We start from the raw sequence: 17077 nt of genomic DNA, 5'->3' as shown, positions 1-17077 counted from the left end.
GCGCCAGAGCCGGCACCGACGGCGACGGCGCCCCCGGTGCCGACGCCCGAGCCGAAGCCGCGCCCGGCCGCTCCGCCGCCGCCGAAGGACCCGGTGGTCACCTTCAGGGACGTGGCCATGGGGGTGTGTGCGAGTTTCAGCAAGGACCGCAGGATCGTTCCCGTCGTCTGCGACGGCGCCGACCCCGCGCAGTGGTTCACGCTGCATCTCAACTCCGACGGCTGGTACACGCTCATCGGGAACGACCCGACCGCCTGCCTGGACAGCTATCCCATCAAGAACGGGAACGCGGGCGCGGTCGTGGTCGCCACCTGCGACGGTTCACTGTTCCAGCGCTGGATGATCACCGAGGTCGCCGACAACACCTACAATCTCCAGGACCTGCAGACCAAACTGGCCCTCGACACCGACGGCAAAAACATCTACGCCTGGAATCGACAGGACAGCGACCCCAACGAGCAGTGGGTGAAGACCGTCATCCGCTAGCGCCCGGCGGGCCCGCCGGAGGGGTCGCGCAGGCGGGCGTCGACGGTCAGGCGCTCGGTCACGGGCGGTGCGGCGGCGATCTCGACGGAGACCGGCATCGGCGCGGTGACGACCACGTCCAGCGAGGGTTTCAGGTCGCCGCCGAGCGCCGACCAGATGTCGGCCAGGGACCGGCTCTGATCCGGCGGCACGGCGACCGTCATCGGCAGGACCGCCCCGGCGGCGGCAAGCACGCCGTGCGAGCCGCTCAGCGGCAGGGTCTCGTGCCGCAGCAGGCAGGCCAGCGCCGCGGCGAGCAGACGGTGTTCGTCCTCCACCCCGTTGGTCCACGCCGTGACGAGATAGGACAGGCGGAAATATCTGGGTCGCTGCCGCCAGACGCGGGTGACGCCGGTATCGTCGGGAACCGCGGTGAAGCCGCGTTCTCGCCGGCCGAGATCCTCCCGGAGGTCATAGAGGTAGGCGTCGACGGTGGGCACGGTCCGCCGCGCGGCCCAATCCCGGGTCGGCGCGTCGAAGGCGATCTCGCAGCCCTGCCCCGTGACGGGGCTGGACCGCAGCAGCTGACGCAGCGCGGCGTCGATCTCGGGGATCACCTGATGCCATTCCTGTCCTGACGGGCCGGGGCTGCCGGCGGACGCGCTCTTCGTGCCGGCCTCAGCGCAGGTAGCCTTCGCGGACCGCGTAGGCGACGGCATGCGCCCGGTTACGCAGGTGCATGCGCGTCATCAACCCGTGCAGAGCGTTTTTCACCGTTCGTTCCGAGTAGGCCAGCTTGACGGCGATCTCCCTGGTATCCAGGCCCTCGGCGATCAGGCGCAGGATGTCGATCTCCCGATTCGCGAGGCCGGCCACGCCAGGGCTGTCGCGCCCGTTCTGCCGGCGGATCTGACCGACCTGGCCGAGCAGGCTGCCGGTGAGATCCGGCGGCAGCTGCCCGAAACCCCGCGCGACCAGCGCGACCGCCTCGACGATCCGTTCACTGCTGGCCTCGTGACGCCAGATCACCGCCGCGGTCCCGCATTCGACGACACCGAGAAGGTCACCGTCGCGCAGTGCGCTGACCAGCAGAACAACACGGGCGTTCAGACTTCGACAGTGACGCCGTACCAGAGTCAGGACCTGGGTGTCCACCGTGTCCACACAGACAAGGAGGACGGCCGCCCGCGCCATCTCCGTGGCCGGAACAACCTCGATCTCCGGTCGATAGCGGACCAGCGCCGTGACGCCGCTATGCAGAACAGGATCCGTCGCCTCGACAGCAACCAGGATGCGCTCCACCCCAACCTCCACCCCCGCAAAAGACCGGCGATCACTCCCCGCTACCGACGCTGCCGCCCCACACTAGAGGAGCGTCAGTCGACAGGTGAACTTTCATCATGGATTCTGCCGTCAGGTCATAATCGACAGAGAGACCGGGCTGGAAACCCACGGGACACCTTCACCCACTGCCAGGCCCGATCAAGAAAACGTCGAAATACTTGATTCGTGAATTCTCCTGGCCGGCTGCCCGTTCGCGCCGGGTTCGAGGCGCGGGTGGCCAGGTCAGGGGCGCAGCCGATGGTCCGGGCGGTCACCTCCCGGTGCCCGCCGGTCTTCCCCGCGTGCCCTGGGGGATCGGCACCAGCGCCGATAGGAACCTCCTGGGAGGCGGGCGGCGAGGCCGGGACCCCGGGAACGCGGCCCCACCTCCCCGTAGCGGCGAGCGGAGGCACGAGGTAGATGACCGAGCGGCTGACCAAGAACGACGGATCGCCGCTCCTCGCGCGGCTCGACCGGCTTCGCGAGCGCGTCGCCGTCCTCGTCGAACGGCGGCGCGCGGGCGACCCGACGGCCGACGACCCGCTGCGTGGCCTGTACCTCTCCGACGACACGGTGCAGCACCTGCTCAGCACCACCCGGCCCGGGTGGTCCAGCCCGCCCAGCCCGCCCAGCCCGGCCGACGCGCCCCGCGGATACGGCGGGACCCATGAGGACGACAGCATCGGCAAGGACGACAGCATCGGCAAGGACGACAGCATCGGCAAGGACGACAGCATCGGCCAGGATGGTGCGGCGGGCCGCGGCAAGGACGTGTTGAACGGTCTCGCGGGCCGGTTCGGCCTGAGCGGGCTGGACGTCGCCCTGCTCCTCATCGCGTTGGCCCCCGATCTCGACCGTGGCTTCGAGCCGTTCTACGGCTACCTCAACGACGATGTCAGCCGCCGTCGGGCCACCATCGGCCTCGCGCTCGAGCTGTGCGGCGAGCCGTCCTACCAGGCGCCCGGCCGGGCCCGCTTCCATCCCGGCGCACCGCTGCGGGCCGGGGGGCTGCTGCTGGTCGAGGACGGCGAGCGGCCCTACCTTGGGCGCGGCCTGCGCGTCCCGGACCGGGTCATGGCCCACCTGCTCGGGGACGACACCGCCGACCCCGCCCTGACCGGATGGGTGACGCCCCTGACGGACCCGGGCACGCGGGCCTCGGACCAGGTGACGCGGCGACTGGCCGACCGGCTCGTGGCTGGACCGTCGCTGGTGTACCTGCGCGAGCACGGCGAGGGGGAGGGGCTTGCCTGCGCGGCGAGGGCCCTGCGGGCGGCCGGCCGCCCGGCGTTGCGGTTCCGCGCGGCCCGGCAGGCAGCGCGCCACCCCGACACCGGGACGCACCGCACCGACCATGAGGACCCCGCGGCCGGGGAGACCGACCAAGGTGACCCGGCCGGTCAGTTCGGCCGGACCACCGGTGGTGACCGCCTGCCCCTGGCCGCGCTGGTCCGGGAGGCCCGGCTGACCGGACAGGCGATCGTCGTCGACGCGCTGCCCGATGATCCGACGGGACTGCTGTCGGCTCTGGGCGGGCCGGATCTGACGGTGCTGATCGCCGCGGCCGCGCCCTATGACCCCCAGTGGTGCCCACGCGACCCGCTCATCCTCGACGCGCCGCGCCGAGCCCCGGAGGACATCGCCGAGGCCTGGACGGCGGCGCTCGGCGGGCCACCTCCCTTCGATCTCGCTCCGGTCGTCGGGCACCACCGCCTCGCCGGTGACCGGATCCGCCGGGCCGCGGCGAGCGCCGCCGACCTGGCCCGCTTCGATCTCGGTCCGCTGCGACCCGCCCACCTGCGGCTCGCCATCCGCCATCAGGCGACCTCGGGCCTGCAACGCCATGCTCGGCGGATCCGCCCGGCCGTGGGCTGGGAGGATCTCCTGCTGCCCGCTGACGTGCTCGCGCAGCTGCGGGAGGTCGCGACGCGGGCCCGGCACCGCAGCCGTGTCCTGGAACAATGGCGGTTGCGCGCCGGCGGTGGACGCGGCACCGGGGTGATCGCGCTGTTCGCCGGCAAGTCGGGCACCGGCAAGACGCTGGCGGCCGAGGTGATCGCCGCCGACCTGGGCCTCGATCTCTATGTGGTACAGCTACCCAGCGTCGTGGACAAGTACGTCGGTGAGACGGAGAAGAACCTCGAGCGCATCTTCGCCGAGGCGGACCAGACCGACTGTGTCCTGCTGTTCGACGAGGCCGACGCGCTGTTCGGCCAACGTTCCGCGGCACGCGGCCCCGACGAACGCCACGCCAACAGGGAAAGCGCCTACCTGCTCCAGCGGATGGAGGCGGTGGACGGAATCGTCCTGCTCACCACCAACCTGCGGGCCAATCTGGACGACGCCTTCACCCGCCGCCTCGACCTGGTGGTGAATTTTCCGTTTCCCGACCCGGAACAGCGCCTGGCGCTGTGGCGGCACAGCCTCGCCCACGTGCCGTGCGCGGACGACACCCGGCCCGAGGCGTGCGCCGCCGCCTTCGAGCTGTCCGGTGGCGCCATCCGCAGCGCTGTCGTCACCGCCGCCTACGCCGCCGCCGACCGCGGTGGCCCCGTCACCACCGCCGACCTGACCGTCGGTGCCCAACGCGAGTACCGCAAGGCCGGCCGCCTCATCCCCGACACCGAGCCGTTCGACGGCTCTGAGCCCTTGGTCTGCCCACCGCGCGCGGAATCCCATCGTCCACCCCACGGAGAATCCCGCAGCCCTGGCCGCTCCGGATGATGCACCATCGCGGATCCTCATCGCCGCATCGGAGTCCCCCGCCCGCGGCCGCACCGGCCGACCTGCCTTGCGGCACCTGTCCAAGGAGACCCTGATGTACGTCCGGCGCCCACACGGCAACTCCGGCCACCCCGGTGCGCCGCACTACCTACAGCCGCGCGCTGGGACAGCGGCCACTGCGGCATCAGCGCTGCTGGCACTTCAGCGGAGGGCGGGAAACGCTGCTGTGGCGCAGGCGCAGGCGCAGGCCCGGGCTTCGGTGGAGCGTGCGCTTACCTCTCCCGGGAAACCGCTGCCACCCGCGGTCCTTCAGGAAACGCAGACGAGCATGGGCGCGGACTTCTCAGACGTGCGGATACACACCGACGGGGCGGCGGACGAGTCGGCGCGGGCGGTCTAGGCGATCGCCTACACGTCGGGCCGCCCATGCCAACGCCAACCGACTGGCCCGCGGTCCGGCCCCCGCTGTGCAGCGCGCCCTGTCGGGTCCCGGCCATGCCCCGACGGCTCCCCGCCTCCAGCGATGGGCCTTCGTGAACAAACACACTGACGGCGGCAGAGACGACCACCCATTGGTCCACGAGCGCTGCCCGACCGAGACACAGAACTCCGCAGCGGGGGTCACCGCCGGCCACGTCATGGGTGGCGAAGTCTCGCTCCAGCGGTACGCCGGGTCGGTTATCCCCCCGGTGGGTGACCATGTCCGTACGGCACCGCCCGTAACCCTGAAGGGCGAGGTCGCAGCCCTCGACGGCTTGATGAGTGGCTACGACGAAGAGCAGGGATTCCGAGAGGGCAAGCGCCCGGATCTCGATCTGGACGACCTGGGAACGACGACCGGATGAATAGGAAGCGGCCGTCAGCCCCTTATCGAGAGTATTTTCAGGCCATGTCCCGCGACAACCTCGATGCGCTACAGATTGACGAGGTTGTTAGTTCCTCGCGCGAGCCCGCGGCAGGCGAACCGGACTGGGGCGTCCTGCGCGGAAACATCGAGCGCGCTCTCAGTAGCGCCTTCGTACGGCGCCACTACCTGCCCTCCAAAAGACTGCAGATGATCTATGGTGGAACGCCCCCGACCGATGGGGAGGGGAAATGGGGCACGTTGAAGTCGTCAGCGACGATGAACATCGAGAACAATGGCCACCCCGACAAATTCGGGGGGACGGCGGAGAATACCGGCGATTGCAATGCGCGGATCTTCGGCAACCACGGCTTCCTCTTCTTCTACATCGACCCAGAAGCTTCGAAGGAGTTCCGCAAAACGCGATTCGGCGACGCCCGCATCACGTTATCGCTCGATCTGGTGGCAAGGGCGGGTGGCTGGGCAATGCTGACCGACTTCCGCGGCCGGGAGTGGCCGACGCAGAGGTACGACAAGACCGGGAAGATGATCGCCTATCCTCGTGGGCACGTGATTGGGAAGCCGGTCAGCGATGGCGACATGCGGGCGAAGTATCCGTCGGTAGCCGATAGGTCACCGGAAGGAGGGATCATCCGGGCGGCCAGGACGGAGCGGAATCTCACCGAAGGTAAGGATTCGGACCTGACCTTCAAAAGAATCGTGAATGCCGAGGATCCAGAGGAGGCGAAGGCGCTGCTGATAGATCTGGCGATGAACATCAAAAAGGCTCGGACGGACCGAGTGGAGAATCTTGCCAATTCGCGCAATTTCGAGCACAGAAGTAGGCAGTACATTGCGAACGACCGGGAGAACAAGAAGCCACAGGACTTCGGCGGAAAGATACGCCACTATGGGCCGGTGCCGGCTGCGCAGGAGAACGTCCCCGCAAATGCTCCAGCGAAGGATTTCGCGATGCCGCCCTCGAAAAATCTTCTCGTTGGTGGGGACGTGGTGCCGGGGTTGGCGCAGTTCATCGTCGTTGAGATCGCTCGCATGCACGAGATGAATCCCATTGTGGCGGCGCCTTACTTGAAAATGACCCCAGAGGAGGTGATCGAAAACGTGGTCCGGAAGGCGATTCGGCCCCAGGTCATGCTGCCTCGTTCGATCTCCTTCACGCCGCAGGATGTCGAGGACCCATCGTCCTGAGGGGCTGGTCGACCCCGACTCCGCCAATACACCGACACGTCCGGGTTGGTGACGGCCATGACGATGATGAACGCGGCCTTCTCGAAGCTCGACGAGAACCACTCCTCCCCGTCGATCACCCAGTGCTCGCCGTCGCGCACGGCGCGGGTGGTGAACAGCGACGGGTCGGCGCCGCCCTGCCCCATCGCGTAGCACGAGGAGATCCGGCCGTCGAGCAACGGCGCCAGATACCGTTCCCGCTGCGAAGCCGTGCCGTAGTGGGCGAGGATCTCGGCGTTGCCCGAGTCCGGCGCCTGGCAGCCGAACACACTCGGCGCGAACGCGGACCGACCGAGGATCTCGTTCATCAGGGCGAGCTGCACCTGGCCGTAGCCCTGCCCACCGAACTCCGGCGTCAGGTGGCACGACCACAGCCCCCGCGAACCTGGTCCTGCAGCGGCCGCAGGTAGGCGTCGTGCACCGGGTGCGACTTGTCATAGATGACCTCCTCACCGCCGAAGGCGAGATCGAGTGGTTCGATCTCGGTCGCGATGACCTGCTTGATCCAGGCGAGGTCCGCGGCGAGCTGCGGCTCGACGTCGAAGGAAACCATCGACCCACTCTCCTATCAGAGTCTGGTGGCGATCTGGTATCGGTCGGCCGGGTGGCTGTGGATGCCGACGCTGGCCAGCCGACCGTCGCGGCCGTAGTGGCGGCGGGTGATGACGAGGGCCGCCGTAGCGGGGGCCACGCCGAGTGCCACGGCCATCCGCTCGGTGACCAGGGCAGCCGAGATGACCTGCTCGACCTCGCCGTCCGCGACGTCCTCGGCGCGGAAACTGAAGCGAAGAATCTTCTCCCGGGGCAGGTCGGAACGCAGGTAGTGCTCGCTCCAGCAGATCGTCGCGCCGGTGTCCCGGCGCACCCGCGGGCCGCGGACCACGAACCAGGCGGAGCCCGCGGCCGCGCCGAGGCGCCCGGCGGCCTCGGCGTCCAGCACGGTGTCGCCGGACCAGGAATCCACGATCCTCGTGTCCGCCGCCAGCGCGACGATGTCCGCGGCCGAGCGCGCCACCGGCTGGTAGCCGGCGACGGGCCGGGAGGCGAGCACGGTGGTTCCCGAGCCCTGCCGGCGGCTGATCATGCCGAGGTCCTCGAGGCGGCGCAGGGCGCGTCGGACCGTCTCGCGGGCCAGGCCGTGCGCGGCGCACAGCTGTTCCTCCGTCGGGATCCGGCTGCCGACGGGGAACGTGCCCTCGGCGATCTGCGCGAGCAGCGTCTCGGCGAGAGCCTGATGTCGGGGAGCGACCACGCCTCGTTATCCGCGGCTTGCACGCGACGCCGCCACGTACTCGTCGCGCAACTGGTTCTTGGCGAGTTTGCCGGTGGCCATGCGCGGCAGTTCCGCCCGGAAGTCGAACACCCGCGGAACCTTGTAGTGGGCGACGTTGTCGCGCGCGAACGTGCGGAGCTCCGCGGCGAACTCCGGGGTCGCCTCGACACCGACGGCCGGCTGGATGACCGCGTGTACGTACTGCCCCATCTCGGGGTCGGGCATACCGAAGACGGCCACGTCGGCGACGAACGAGGCCTCGACGGCGGTGAGCGCGACGATCATGTGGGCGATCTCCGCCGGCCGGCCGTACCGGCCCACGGGGATGTTGCGGCGGGCGAAGGCCGTGCGCTGCTCGGCCGGGATGGCGGCGGTCATCCCGGTGAGGGTCGCCCCGGGACAGACACAGTTGGCGGTGATCCCGACGCGTCCGTAGTCGACGGCCAGTGAACGGGTCAGGCCGACGATGGCGTGCTTGGAGACCGTGTACGGGCCGGTGAGGCGACCGGCGGTGAGCGCCTCGGTGGAGGCGACGTTCACGATCCGCCCGGCGCCGCCGGCGGTGAGCAGTTCGACGGTCGCGGCGCCGATGCCGCTCGCCCCGCCGGTGACGACGGCGACGCGGCTCACGCGGGCATCTCGACGACGACCTTGCCGATGACCTGGCGGTCGTGCACGAGGCGCATCGCGTCGGCGGCCTGCTCGAGCGGGAAGCGCGCGCTCACCGCGGGCCTGACCAGGCCGGCCTCGTACCAGCGGAAAAGCGCCGCCAGATCCGCGGCGTTCGCGGCCGGGTCGAGGACCGCGGACATCCCGTACGCGACCCCGATGATCGAGATGCCCTTCAGGATCGTCTGGTTGACCCGCATCGTGGGGATCTCCCCGCTGGCGAAGCCGATCGTGAGATACCGACCGTTCCACGCCAGCGAACGCAGCGGCTCCCGGATCTCCGCCCCGCCGACCGGGTCGAACACCACATCGACGCCGCGCCCGCCGGTGTGCTCCCGGACCGCCGCCGACAGCGAGGGCAGCCCCTGGTGGTCGAGCACCGTGTCCGCGCCGAGCTCGCGGGCCAGCGCGCACTTCTCCGGTCCACCAGCGACCGCCACGACCGTCGCGCCCGCCGCCTTGGCGACCTGGACGGCGGCCGAGCCGCAGCCGCCGCTGGCGCCGAGCACCAGGACCGACTCGCCCGTCTTCAGGGCGCCGCGGCGTATCAGCCCGTGGTAGGCCGTCCCGTAGGCGATCGTGAAGGCGGAGGCCTCGTCGAAGGGCATCGCGTCCGGGATGCGGTGCACCTGCTGGCGCGGCGGCGCGACGACGACCTGCGTCGCGAACGCGCCGACGCCCGGGACGGCGAGCACCCGGTCGCCGACGGCGAGGTCCCGCACGTCGGTTCCCACCTCGGTGACCACGCCCGCGCATTCGGTGCCCGGCACGAACGGCGGTTCGGGCCGCATGTGGTATAGCCCGCGGGTCATCAGCACGTCCGGGAAGTTCACCGAGGCGGCGCGCACCGCGATCCGCACGGCGCCGGGCCCGACCGCCGGTGTCGGCCAGTCTCCCAGCTCGAGACCGTCCTCGCCGACGAGCTTGGTACAGATCAACGCACTGCTCACGCTTACCGACCTCCCACAGGTCCGGAGCCACCTCGCCACCACGTCACGCGGCCGCGAACCGCACCGCGACCACGGTGGCGGCGCACAGTCCGACGTGCCGATATTTGTCTAGACGAATGCGGCTCAGAACACAAGCGATGCCGGTGGCTGATCGGAACGTGCGCTTTGCGTGGGATCCTTCGATCAGCTCGCCCTGACCGCGGCTGGTGGACAGCCAGTCCAGGTCGGTCTCGAGTGGTGCACGGCGTGCAACCGCCACAGCGGCCCGATCTCGTGCCACGCCCGGTGGCCGGCGTAGTTCGCCAGGTCGGCGAGCAGCACCAGCGCGGCGAACTGCAGCCATCCCGGCTGCGCCAGGCGAGCGACCGCAGCTACCGGTCCGGCGCTCACTCCGATGGTGACCGGCCGATTCCCTGCTCCGCGCATGGTGGTTGTCGCGGACCGACCGGGCGGGTCTCGTGGGCGGTGATGGCGGCCCGCATGGTCGGGAAGATCATCCGTGGGCCTATGGCCCTGGTGAGCCCGTAGGCGTCGAGGTCGTCGAGCAGATCCTGTTTGACATGCGCGAGGCCGAACGTGATGCCGCGTCTGGTCACCTCGGCGCGCAGGTCCTCGAGTGCGTCCAGGGCGGTGATGTCGACCTCGATGATCGCTTCGACGTTGAGGATGAACCAGTCGACCGGGTCGGTGGATCCGCGCAGCGCGGCGAGGGCACGGTGTCGGAAGTTCTGCGCGTTGGCGAAGAACAGCGGCGAGTCGTACCGGTAGGCGAACAGTCCGGGGATGGTGCGGGCGTTCGGGTAGTCGTCGACGTCGTGCATGCCGTCGAGGCCCGGGACCCGGCCGAGAACGGCGTCGTGGGGTCGGGCGACCCGGGTGAGCAGATCGAGCAGGGAGACGCCGATGGCGATGAGGATCCCGTAGCTGATGTCGAAGACGAGCACGCCGGCGGTGGCGAGCAACGCGAGGAGGAGTTCGCTGCGACGGAACGAGGCGAGCCGGCGGAACCCCTTGAGGTCGATGAGCCGGAGCGCGGCGAAGATGATGAGCGCGCCCAGGGTCGCCAGGGGGAACATCGCCAACGCCGGGCGCAGCAACGCCAGGGTGCCGACGACCGCGCCGACCGCGATGAGGGAGTAGACCTGCGTTTTCGCACCACCAGCGGCCGCGAGGGCGGTGCGGCTTCCGCTGCTGGAGACGGGAAGACCCTGGGCTGTTCCGGCGCCGATGTTCGCCGCACCCAGCGCCAGCAGCTCGCGGTTGGGGTGCACCGTGTGGCCGTGGCGGGCGGCGAACGCGCGGGCGGTCAGCATGGTGTCGGTGAAGCCGACGAACAGCACGCCCAGTGCGGCGGGTGCGACCCGCGTCAGGTCCGTCGCGGTGGGTGGATGCCACTCGGGTAGCCCGGCCTGGATGGTCCCGACGACGCGCAGTCCGTGTGCGTCGAGGCCGGCCGCCGCGACCACGGCCGTCGCCAGCGCGACCACGAACAGCGGTCCCGGTAGGTGAGGGACCTGCCAGGCCAGCAGTAAGAGCAGGGCGAGGGAGGCGGCAGCGAGGGCCACCGTCGGGCCGTGCGCGTGGGGGAGGCCGCGAGCGAACGAGTGCAGTTCCTCGTAGAGGTTGCCGCCTTCCACCGGCACGCCGGTGACCTTGCCCAGCTGGCCAACGATCATGATTATGGCGACGCCGGCGAGATAGCCGACCAGGATGGGCTGGGACAGCAGTTCGGCGATGATGCCGAGCCGGGCCAGCCCGGCGAGGATCGCGAAGGCCCCGGTCATGATGGCCAGGGCCGCGACGAGCCGGGCGTACCGGGCGGGGTCGCCGCCGGCGAGCGGGGCGATGGCGGCGGCGGTCATCAGCGCCGTGGTCGATTCGGGGCCGACCGAGAGCAGCCTTGACGACCCGAGGAACGCGTAGATCACCATGGCGGGCGCGGCCGCCCACAGACCTGCCACCGGCTGCACGCCCGCGAGTGACGCGTAGGCCATCACCTGGGGGATCAGGTAGGCGGCCACGGCCAGCCCGCTCGCGGCGTCCCCGCGCAGCTGCGGCCAGGAATAGGCCGACGGAACGGGCCCGTGGAAGCGGCGATGGGCGTGGATCGGGTGCTCCTCCACTCGGCGTCAGAGGATCGTAGGACTCCCGCCGGGTGTCCGGGATGGTATGTGAGGTCAGGCGTGCAGGACCGCGACGGGGCAGGGGGCGTGCAGGACGCACTGGTGGGTGGTGGAGCCGAGGACGAGTTCGGCGAAGCCGCCGTGGCCTCGGGTGCCGACGGCGAGGAGTTGGGCGTCCTGGGCGGCGAGGAGCAGGGCTTGGCTGGGGGAGTTGTCGATGGCGATCTGGTGGATCTCGAGGTCGGTGTCGTCGTCGATGTTCGCGGTGACGACGTCGGCGAGCAGCCGTTCGGCGTCCTGGTGCAGGGAGGCGAAGTATTCAAGAGGTGGGGCGAAGGGGGTGAGGGAGACGCGGTAGGAAGTGATCAGGTAGAGCGGGACGTTGCGTACCGCTGCCTGGCCGGCGGCCCAGCGGACGGCGGCGCTGGAGGGGTCCGAGCCGTCGACGCCGACCACGATCGGCCGTTGGTCTGGCTGCTCGCCGGGAGAGTCGTTGCCGCGGACCACGACGACCGGTCCGGTGTGCTGGTGTAGCAGTTGTTGTGCGACGGATCCGGCCAGGACCCGGTGGGCGAAACCCGATCCGCTGGTGCCGATCACGGTCATGGCGGCGTTCTTGGCCTGGCTCGCCAGAGCTTCGACGGGTTCCTGTTCGACGACGACCTGGTGGAGTTCGACGGGTGGGTCGGGCATGGGCACTCGGGCGATGCTGCGGTGCAGGGCCTGTTCGGCGGCCTTGGTCAGGCCGAGGTAGTCGGCGTTGACCGCGGCCCGGTAGACCCCGCGGGGCAGGCCGTCGGCGGTCCAGCCCAGCAGGGCCGTGACGGGCCGGTGCTCGAGCTGGGCTGTCGTGTAGGCCCACCGCAGGGCCGCTTCGGATCCGGTGGAACCGTCCATACCGACGAGAATGCGCTGCCTGTGCTCCGTGCTCATGCCTGCGGCCTCCAGCTCTGTCAATCGCTCGTTCCGGTGAACCTGGCGCAGCCCATTATTCGGCGCGGCCGACGGGGAGTTCGAATGGCGATAGGCATCCTCGGCGTGGGTATTTCGGCCTGTGTCGATATGTCGGTTGCCTGGTCCTCCCGACCGCCGTCACCTGCGAGAGTAATCGATGGCCGACGAGGTCCAGAATTTCCGTGAAGAGGACTCAGGCCGATATACGAGACCATCGCGGGACCTTCTTCCTGGTGGGTCGGGACGATCGACTACCTCTCCGCGAGTGTCGACGGGAACACCAAAGATGGGCCCGATGGTCGAGGAGGCGGAAGTCACGAAGATCATCTTCGGTCGGCCCGCGATGACAGTGGCCGGGCACGACCATCGCCGCGCCCTGCTCGGCTGGCCACCCGGAAGGCGGCGGAGATGAGCGGCTCACGAGGGGCGGGCGCGTTGCTCGCTGGCCTTCTGCTGGTGTTGACCGCCTGTGGCCATGGTTCGGGGCACGCCACCGCGGTTACCGCCGCGCCGACCTCGCTGCCGAGGACGTCGGCGCCCTCGTCGGTGCCCGGTTCGCACCCGCCGTCGCGCCCACCGACGGGGACGGTCACCCCGTCCCCATCGGCCACCCCGTCCCCGACGGGAACGGCACCCCCCGCGGCCTGGCCGGTGGCGCCACGGCGGGTCGAGTCGACGATGTCGGGTACGTCGACGGTCGTGGCGATGCGCGTCAGCCATCACACCGACGGTGCCAGCTTCGACCGGTTGGTGATTGAATTCCGTGGTGGTGTTCCGGGTTACGACGTGCGCTATGTGCCTGAGGTGCGTTCGCCTGGGCAGGGCGAGGTCGTTCCGCTAGCTGGCAGGGCATGCCTCGAGGTGGTGCTGTTCCCGGCCGTGTCCCACGACGTGGCCGGCAGCCCGACGCTGCGCACCCCGCGGACGGGTGGTGGCCTGCCCACGCTCGTGCAGTACCGGCTGACCGGCGACTACGAGGGATACGTCCATCTGGGCCTGGGCGTCCGCGATCGGGTTGGTTTCCGGGTGCTTACGTTGTCGAACCCGCCGCGGCTGGCCATCGACCTCGCCGGCTGACGTAGCCGCCGCCCGCGTTCTGCTGGATGGCTGCCTCGCCCGGGTTCGGCGGGAAACGCTCGCTGTCGCGAAGATCGGTGACGATCTGGCGGTGTTGCGCGCGTTCTCCGCCTACCCCGCCGAACACTGGGTGGATCTACGCGGCGACGCCGGGCCGAGCACCGCGGGCAGGTCTGCCCGGGATCGCACGTTCAGCTTGCGATACACCCTGGTCAGATGCTGTTCGACGGTACTGGTCGTGATGTACAGCCGGTCCGCGATCTCTCCGTTGGTGTGTCCCAGGGCGGCCAGGGCGGCGACCCGCCGTTCGGCGTCGGTCAGTGTGTCGACGGCAGCTGGCGGGTACCGGCGCGCGGCCCCGTAGGATTCCGCCTGCCCGTGGCCGGCGCGTTGCCGGGGGGGCTCGAGAATCGCCTCGGCCTGGCTCTGGTTCGCCAGGAGCCGGGCGCCTCGTGAGACGGAGCGGGCCTGGGCTGTGTTGCCGCTGCCGTGGTAGGCGATGCTCAGGTCGGCCATCGCGCGGGCCAGGTCCACCCTGGCTCCGACCTGGCGCAGGACCTCCACCGACTGTCGCAGCAGGGGCAGCCGCTCGCCGGGTTCGCTGGCGGCCGCGAGCAGCCGAAACGCGTTTCCCGATGTCCTCGAGCTGGTGAGTCCCTCCCGGGCGAGTTGTTCCTCGACCAGGCGCCGGCTTCGGTCCAGCTGGCCCAGCCGCAGGTACGCCTCGGCGGCGTCGGTCCGCCAGGCCACCAGACCGGACACGTCCATCCCCCAGCGGACCATCAGATCGCCGCAGGTGCTGAAGTCGGCGAGCGCCTCGTGCAGCTGACCGGTCGCGAGGTGGAAGTGCCCTCTGGCATGCAGATAGTGCAGGCCGAACCGGGTCTGGAACATCGCGGCCGGGACCGGGGTCATCAGCCATCGCCCGGCGTCGGCCAGACGGCCCATACGGACCATGGCGAGCAGCAGGCTTGCCAGCGGCGCGCCGAGACCAACCCCCCAGCCGTGTGGCGTCACGTCCGTCAGCGCCGCGCGGGCGTGTCTCTCTGCGTCGGGCAGCTCACCCCGTCTGAGCGCGATCTCGGCCTGTAGACCGGCGACCAGCGCCCGCCGGGTGTTCGAGCGGGAGATCGCGGGATTCGTGCTGAGGAGCTCCGTGCCGGCGGCGGCGGCGGAGAGGTGGTCTGTGTAGATCAGCACGAGTGCCGCCGACATGGCGGCCTCGATGCCGGTGCCGGTCGGCGGCATGTTCAGGAGCAGACGTTCCGCCTCGGTGCTGGCCAGCGCGTGCCCCCGGCCGGTGAGCACGGCCGCCAGCGCGAGCGCGGCACGTTCCGCCGGATCTGTCGTGGCCGGGGTCAGCGGCTGCGCCGCCGATCCGATGCAGACCGGGTGGACCTGGTCCATGAGCCCCGGATAGGTGCAGCACAGCAGGAGGCGCCCGATATCGAGGTCGGCGGCGATCCGCCCGCCGCGTCGCGTGCTCGCATCGCTGACGTCGACGAGCGCCGCGGACGCCTCGGCCAACCGGCCGTGCCAGGCCAGCGCCGCCACGAAGACGACGGCCCGGCGGCCCACCAGATAGCCCTTGCGCGCCGCGGCCGTCAGGCGAGGCAGATAGTGAAACATCGTGGACGGGCTGAGCCGCCAGTCGGCCTCGGCCGCGTCCAGCAGGACCGCGCCACGTTCCGACTCGACCGAGCATGCGCCGACGGCGTGCTGGAGAAACTCGACCGCGAGGGCAAGCTGATCATCCGCCTCCGCCTGTGCCGCCGCGAACCGCAGCACCGGTTGGACCCAGACGTCCTCGGTGTGCCCGGCGGCCACCAGATGCCGGGCGATGTCGACGGCGCGGGCGCCGTCGTGGTGCAGCAGTGCTGCGGCGCGGCGGTGCAGCTCCAGACGCCGGTCGGCGTGGATGCCGGCCTCGACCGCCCGGCGGGCCACCGGATGGCGCAGGCACAGGTTCTCGAGCAGCCCGGCCTGTTCCAGCACGCGAAGCCCTCGGTCCACGGCGTCCGGAGGGCTGTCGAGTAGCCGCGAGATCCGATCCGGCCGCCCGGAATCGTCCAGTACCGCTACCGCCTGGGCGACGTCGAGGACCGCCGGCCCGGCACGTTCGAGGCAGGACAGCACCGCCCGTTCGAAGGCCAGCCCGGCCACCGGCTCCGTCGCGGACGGGAGGGCCCGCTGGGCGATCGCCTCCTGATGGTCCTCGATCAGTGCCTGCGTCAGGAGGGGATTTCCCCCCGTGGCCCGGTGCACCGCCCGTGCCTGCTGGATTGTTCCGGTTCCGGTCCGCCGGGCCATGATCGCAACGGTGTCCTCGGGGGACAGCGGCGCCAGCCGGAGGTGGGTGACCTCTGGTTGTAGGAAGACCCGGCTCGCCGCCGGATCATTCCAGGTGGCTTCGCCGGTGGGCGCCGTCAACACGAAAAGTGCGCGGAGAAAAGCGATTCGCCGCATCATATCGACGAGGCAGCGTCGGGATACGGGATCGGCCCTGCCCGCGTCGTCCACCAGGACGAGAAGCGGGCCTCGCGTGCCGAGGTCCCGCAGAAAAACCTCGATACCACCCAGAACCCGGGAGTAGGCTGCCGACAGCTCGCCCTTTCCCGGGCGGTCCAGGGTAAGTGCCACATAGTGATCGATAGCCCTGGTGACCAGGTGATGATAGCGCGAATCGTCCGTGAAATCACTGAAAAGCTGCTGCGTCAGGCGGAACGGCAGGGAACCGTCATCGGTGCATCCGACCGCGCGCAGCGGGCGAATTCCTGCTGTGGTGGCTCGCTCGGCGAAAACCCGCAGGAGAGCGCTCTTTCCGATTCCGGCTGGGCCGGTGACAAGGGCGATCTGACCGTTCGGAGGATCGCTCGCGCAGTCGGCGATCAATCTTTCGAAAACCCCGATTTCGGTTTCGCGCGCGACGAAGATCATGGTCGGCGGACTCCTTGCGGATGTGGTGGACGGGCCTTGCGGGCGGCTGGGTCGACGAGGCGGTGACGGCGAGGTGGCGGCACGTCCGGACTGCCTGTGCGCCGCCTAGGAGCGCAGGCAGTGGTCGCCGAGGGAAGGGGCGGGGTGCGCCGATTGATGTCGGCGCGGCCGAGGGGCCGGGTGCGTCTCTCGGCGGGTGGACGTCGGTGCGTGTCGCGGGTGGTTCGCGGAGTTCGACATCAGATCAAGAGGAAGCGCTCAGAGCGATGATAGGTAAGCAATCTGTAGCGATTCAGCATGATAGGCGAGAGTCGATGGCCATGTGTCCTCATCTGCAGACTGTGCGCACGTAGTGAGATGGTCGGGGGATAGGTCCAGGTCGCCTGAGGAGAGGGAGGGGCCGGGAAGCGACCCGGCTCGCCCGGCCGCCCGGCTGGTGGGGCTGCGGGGCTGGTGGGGTGCGCGGCTCGTGGGACTGGCGGCCGCGGCC

The 17077-nt window shown here is 70.1% G+C and carries 16 protein-coding genes and 1 pseudogene; 6 read left to right on the top strand and 11 right to left on the bottom strand.

Annotated features, from left to right (window positions below; genetic code table 11):
* The coding region (locus tag MXD58_RS06570) for an RICIN domain-containing protein (RefSeq protein ID WP_250609116.1) at positions 1–486 on the top strand (486 nt) is incomplete at its 5' end.
* On the opposite strand, the gene MXD58_RS06565 is transcribed toward MXD58_RS06570, so the two are convergent.
* Both MXD58_RS06565 and MXD58_RS06560 read right to left on the bottom strand, forming a co-directional pair.
* On the bottom strand, positions 483–1082 hold the full coding sequence (locus MXD58_RS06565) for a Pvc16 family protein (RefSeq protein WP_248840401.1): 600 nt from the start codon (positions 1080–1082) through the stop codon (positions 483–485). The two genes, MXD58_RS06570 and MXD58_RS06565, sit on opposite strands and share 4 nt — an antisense overlap.
* Positions 1083–1143: 61 nt before the next feature.
* A complete protein-coding gene (locus MXD58_RS06560) occupies positions 1144–1767 on the bottom strand; it encodes a response regulator transcription factor (protein WP_248840400.1) in 624 nt (207 codons plus the stop codon).
* A 441-nt stretch (positions 1768–2208) separates the two neighbouring features.
* Between MXD58_RS06560 and MXD58_RS06555 the strand changes: the two genes are divergently transcribed.
* The 4 genes from MXD58_RS06555 (at position 2209) to MXD58_RS06545 (ending at position 6565) form a co-directional block, all read left to right on the top strand.
* Positions 2209–4512, top strand: a complete 2304-nt coding sequence (locus MXD58_RS06555; protein WP_248840399.1) for an ATP-binding protein — start codon at positions 2209–2211, stop codon at positions 4510–4512.
* 94 nt (positions 4513–4606) lie between these two features.
* On the top strand, positions 4607–4912 hold the full coding sequence (locus MXD58_RS31015) for an eCIS core domain-containing protein (RefSeq protein WP_374615725.1): 306 nt from the start codon (positions 4607–4609) through the stop codon (positions 4910–4912).
* Positions 4913–5045: 133 nt separating this feature from the next.
* Entirely contained in the window at positions 5046–5357 is a 312-nt protein-coding gene (locus MXD58_RS06550) for a hypothetical protein (protein WP_248840398.1), read from the top strand.
* Between the two features lie 44 nt (positions 5358–5401).
* Positions 5402–6565 (top strand): hypothetical protein, encoded by a 1164-nt coding sequence (locus MXD58_RS06545; protein WP_248840397.1) that lies wholly within the window; start codon positions 5402–5404, stop codon positions 6563–6565.
* 266 nt (positions 6566–6831) lie between these two features.
* On the opposite strand, the pseudogene MXD58_RS31635 reads toward MXD58_RS06545, so the two are convergent.
* From MXD58_RS31635 to MXD58_RS06505, 8 genes and pseudogenes are all read right to left on the bottom strand, one after another.
* A pseudogene (locus MXD58_RS31635) lies at positions 6832–6963 on the bottom strand (acyl-CoA dehydrogenase family protein); the annotation flags it as partial.
* Positions 6960–7157, bottom strand: coding sequence for a hypothetical protein (locus MXD58_RS31630; protein WP_518477299.1), 198 nt, complete (start codon positions 7155–7157; stop codon positions 6960–6962). The pseudogene MXD58_RS31635 and the gene MXD58_RS31630, both read right to left, overlap by 4 nt.
* A gap of 15 nt (positions 7158–7172) precedes the next feature.
* Positions 7173–7856: a GntR family transcriptional regulator gene (locus MXD58_RS06535; RefSeq protein ID WP_248840396.1), complete on the bottom strand. Its 684-nt coding sequence runs from the start codon at positions 7854–7856 to the stop codon at positions 7173–7175.
* Between the two features lie 6 nt (positions 7857–7862).
* Positions 7863–8507 carry an SDR family NAD(P)-dependent oxidoreductase gene (locus MXD58_RS30615; protein ID WP_308301917.1) on the bottom strand — a complete coding sequence of 215 codons (645 nt, stop codon included), beginning with the start codon at positions 8505–8507 and terminating at the stop codon, positions 7863–7865.
* On the bottom strand, positions 8504–9496 hold the full coding sequence (locus MXD58_RS06520; protein WP_248840395.1) for an NADPH:quinone oxidoreductase family protein: 993 nt from the start codon (positions 9494–9496) through the stop codon (positions 8504–8506). The genes MXD58_RS30615 and MXD58_RS06520 overlap by 4 nt, the downstream gene beginning before the upstream one ends.
* 183 nt (positions 9497–9679) lie before the next feature.
* The gene (locus tag MXD58_RS06515) at positions 9680–9886 is read right to left on the bottom strand and encodes a sterol desaturase family protein (protein WP_248840394.1); all 207 of its coding nucleotides are present in this window, start codon (positions 9884–9886) and stop codon (positions 9680–9682) included.
* Positions 9883–11619: a SulP family inorganic anion transporter gene (locus MXD58_RS06510; RefSeq protein ID WP_248840393.1), complete on the bottom strand. Its 1737-nt coding sequence runs from the start codon at positions 11617–11619 to the stop codon at positions 9883–9885. The genes MXD58_RS06515 and MXD58_RS06510 overlap by 4 nt, the downstream gene beginning before the upstream one ends.
* Positions 11620–11673: 54 nt before the next feature.
* Positions 11674–12552, bottom strand: coding sequence for a universal stress protein (locus tag MXD58_RS06505; protein ID WP_248840392.1), 879 nt, complete (start codon positions 12550–12552; stop codon positions 11674–11676).
* 429 nt (positions 12553–12981) lie between these two features.
* Between MXD58_RS06505 and MXD58_RS06500 the strand changes: the two genes are divergently transcribed.
* Positions 12982–13650, top strand: coding sequence for an AMIN-like domain-containing (lipo)protein (locus MXD58_RS06500; RefSeq protein WP_248840391.1), 669 nt, complete (start codon positions 12982–12984; stop codon positions 13648–13650).
* A gap of 111 nt (positions 13651–13761) precedes the next feature.
* Here MXD58_RS06500 and MXD58_RS06495 read toward each other — a convergent pair whose 3' ends face one another.
* Entirely contained in the window at positions 13762–16587 is a 2826-nt protein-coding gene (locus MXD58_RS06495) for a helix-turn-helix transcriptional regulator (protein WP_248840390.1), read from the bottom strand.
* Positions 16588–17077: the final 490 nt, after the last annotated feature.

Source organism: Frankia sp. AgKG'84/4, assembly GCF_023242965.2.
Classification (GTDB): domain Bacteria; phylum Actinomycetota; class Actinomycetes; order Frankiales; family Frankiaceae; genus Frankia.
Note: the sequence above shows the minus strand (reverse complement) of the source record. Positions and strands in the feature narration are given on the sequence as shown.

What these genes read in the sequence shown, in the direction of transcription:
- MXD58_RS06555 (WP_248840399.1), top strand. Translation starts at nt 2,209, where the DNA reads ATGACCGAGCGGCTGACCAAGAACGACGGATCGCCGCTCCTCGCGCGG.
- MXD58_RS31015 (WP_374615725.1), top strand. Translation starts at nt 4,607, where the DNA reads ATGTACGTCCGGCGCCCACACGGCAACTCCGGCCACCCCGGTGCGCCG.
- MXD58_RS06545 (WP_248840397.1), top strand. Translation starts at nt 5,402, where the DNA reads ATGTCCCGCGACAACCTCGATGCGCTACAGATTGACGAGGTTGTTAGT.
- MXD58_RS31630 (WP_518477299.1), bottom strand. Translation starts at nt 7,157, where the DNA reads ATGGTTTCCTTCGACGTCGAGCCGCAGCTCGCCGCGGACCTCGCCTGG.
- MXD58_RS06505 (WP_248840392.1), bottom strand. Translation starts at nt 12,552, where the DNA reads ATGAGCACGGAGCACAGGCAGCGCATTCTCGTCGGTATGGACGGTTCC.
- MXD58_RS06500 (WP_248840391.1), top strand. Translation starts at nt 12,982, where the DNA reads ATGAGCGGCTCACGAGGGGCGGGCGCGTTGCTCGCTGGCCTTCTGCTG.
- MXD58_RS06495 (WP_248840390.1), bottom strand. Translation starts at nt 16,587, where the DNA reads ATGATCTTCGTCGCGCGCGAAACCGAAATCGGGGTTTTCGAAAGATTG.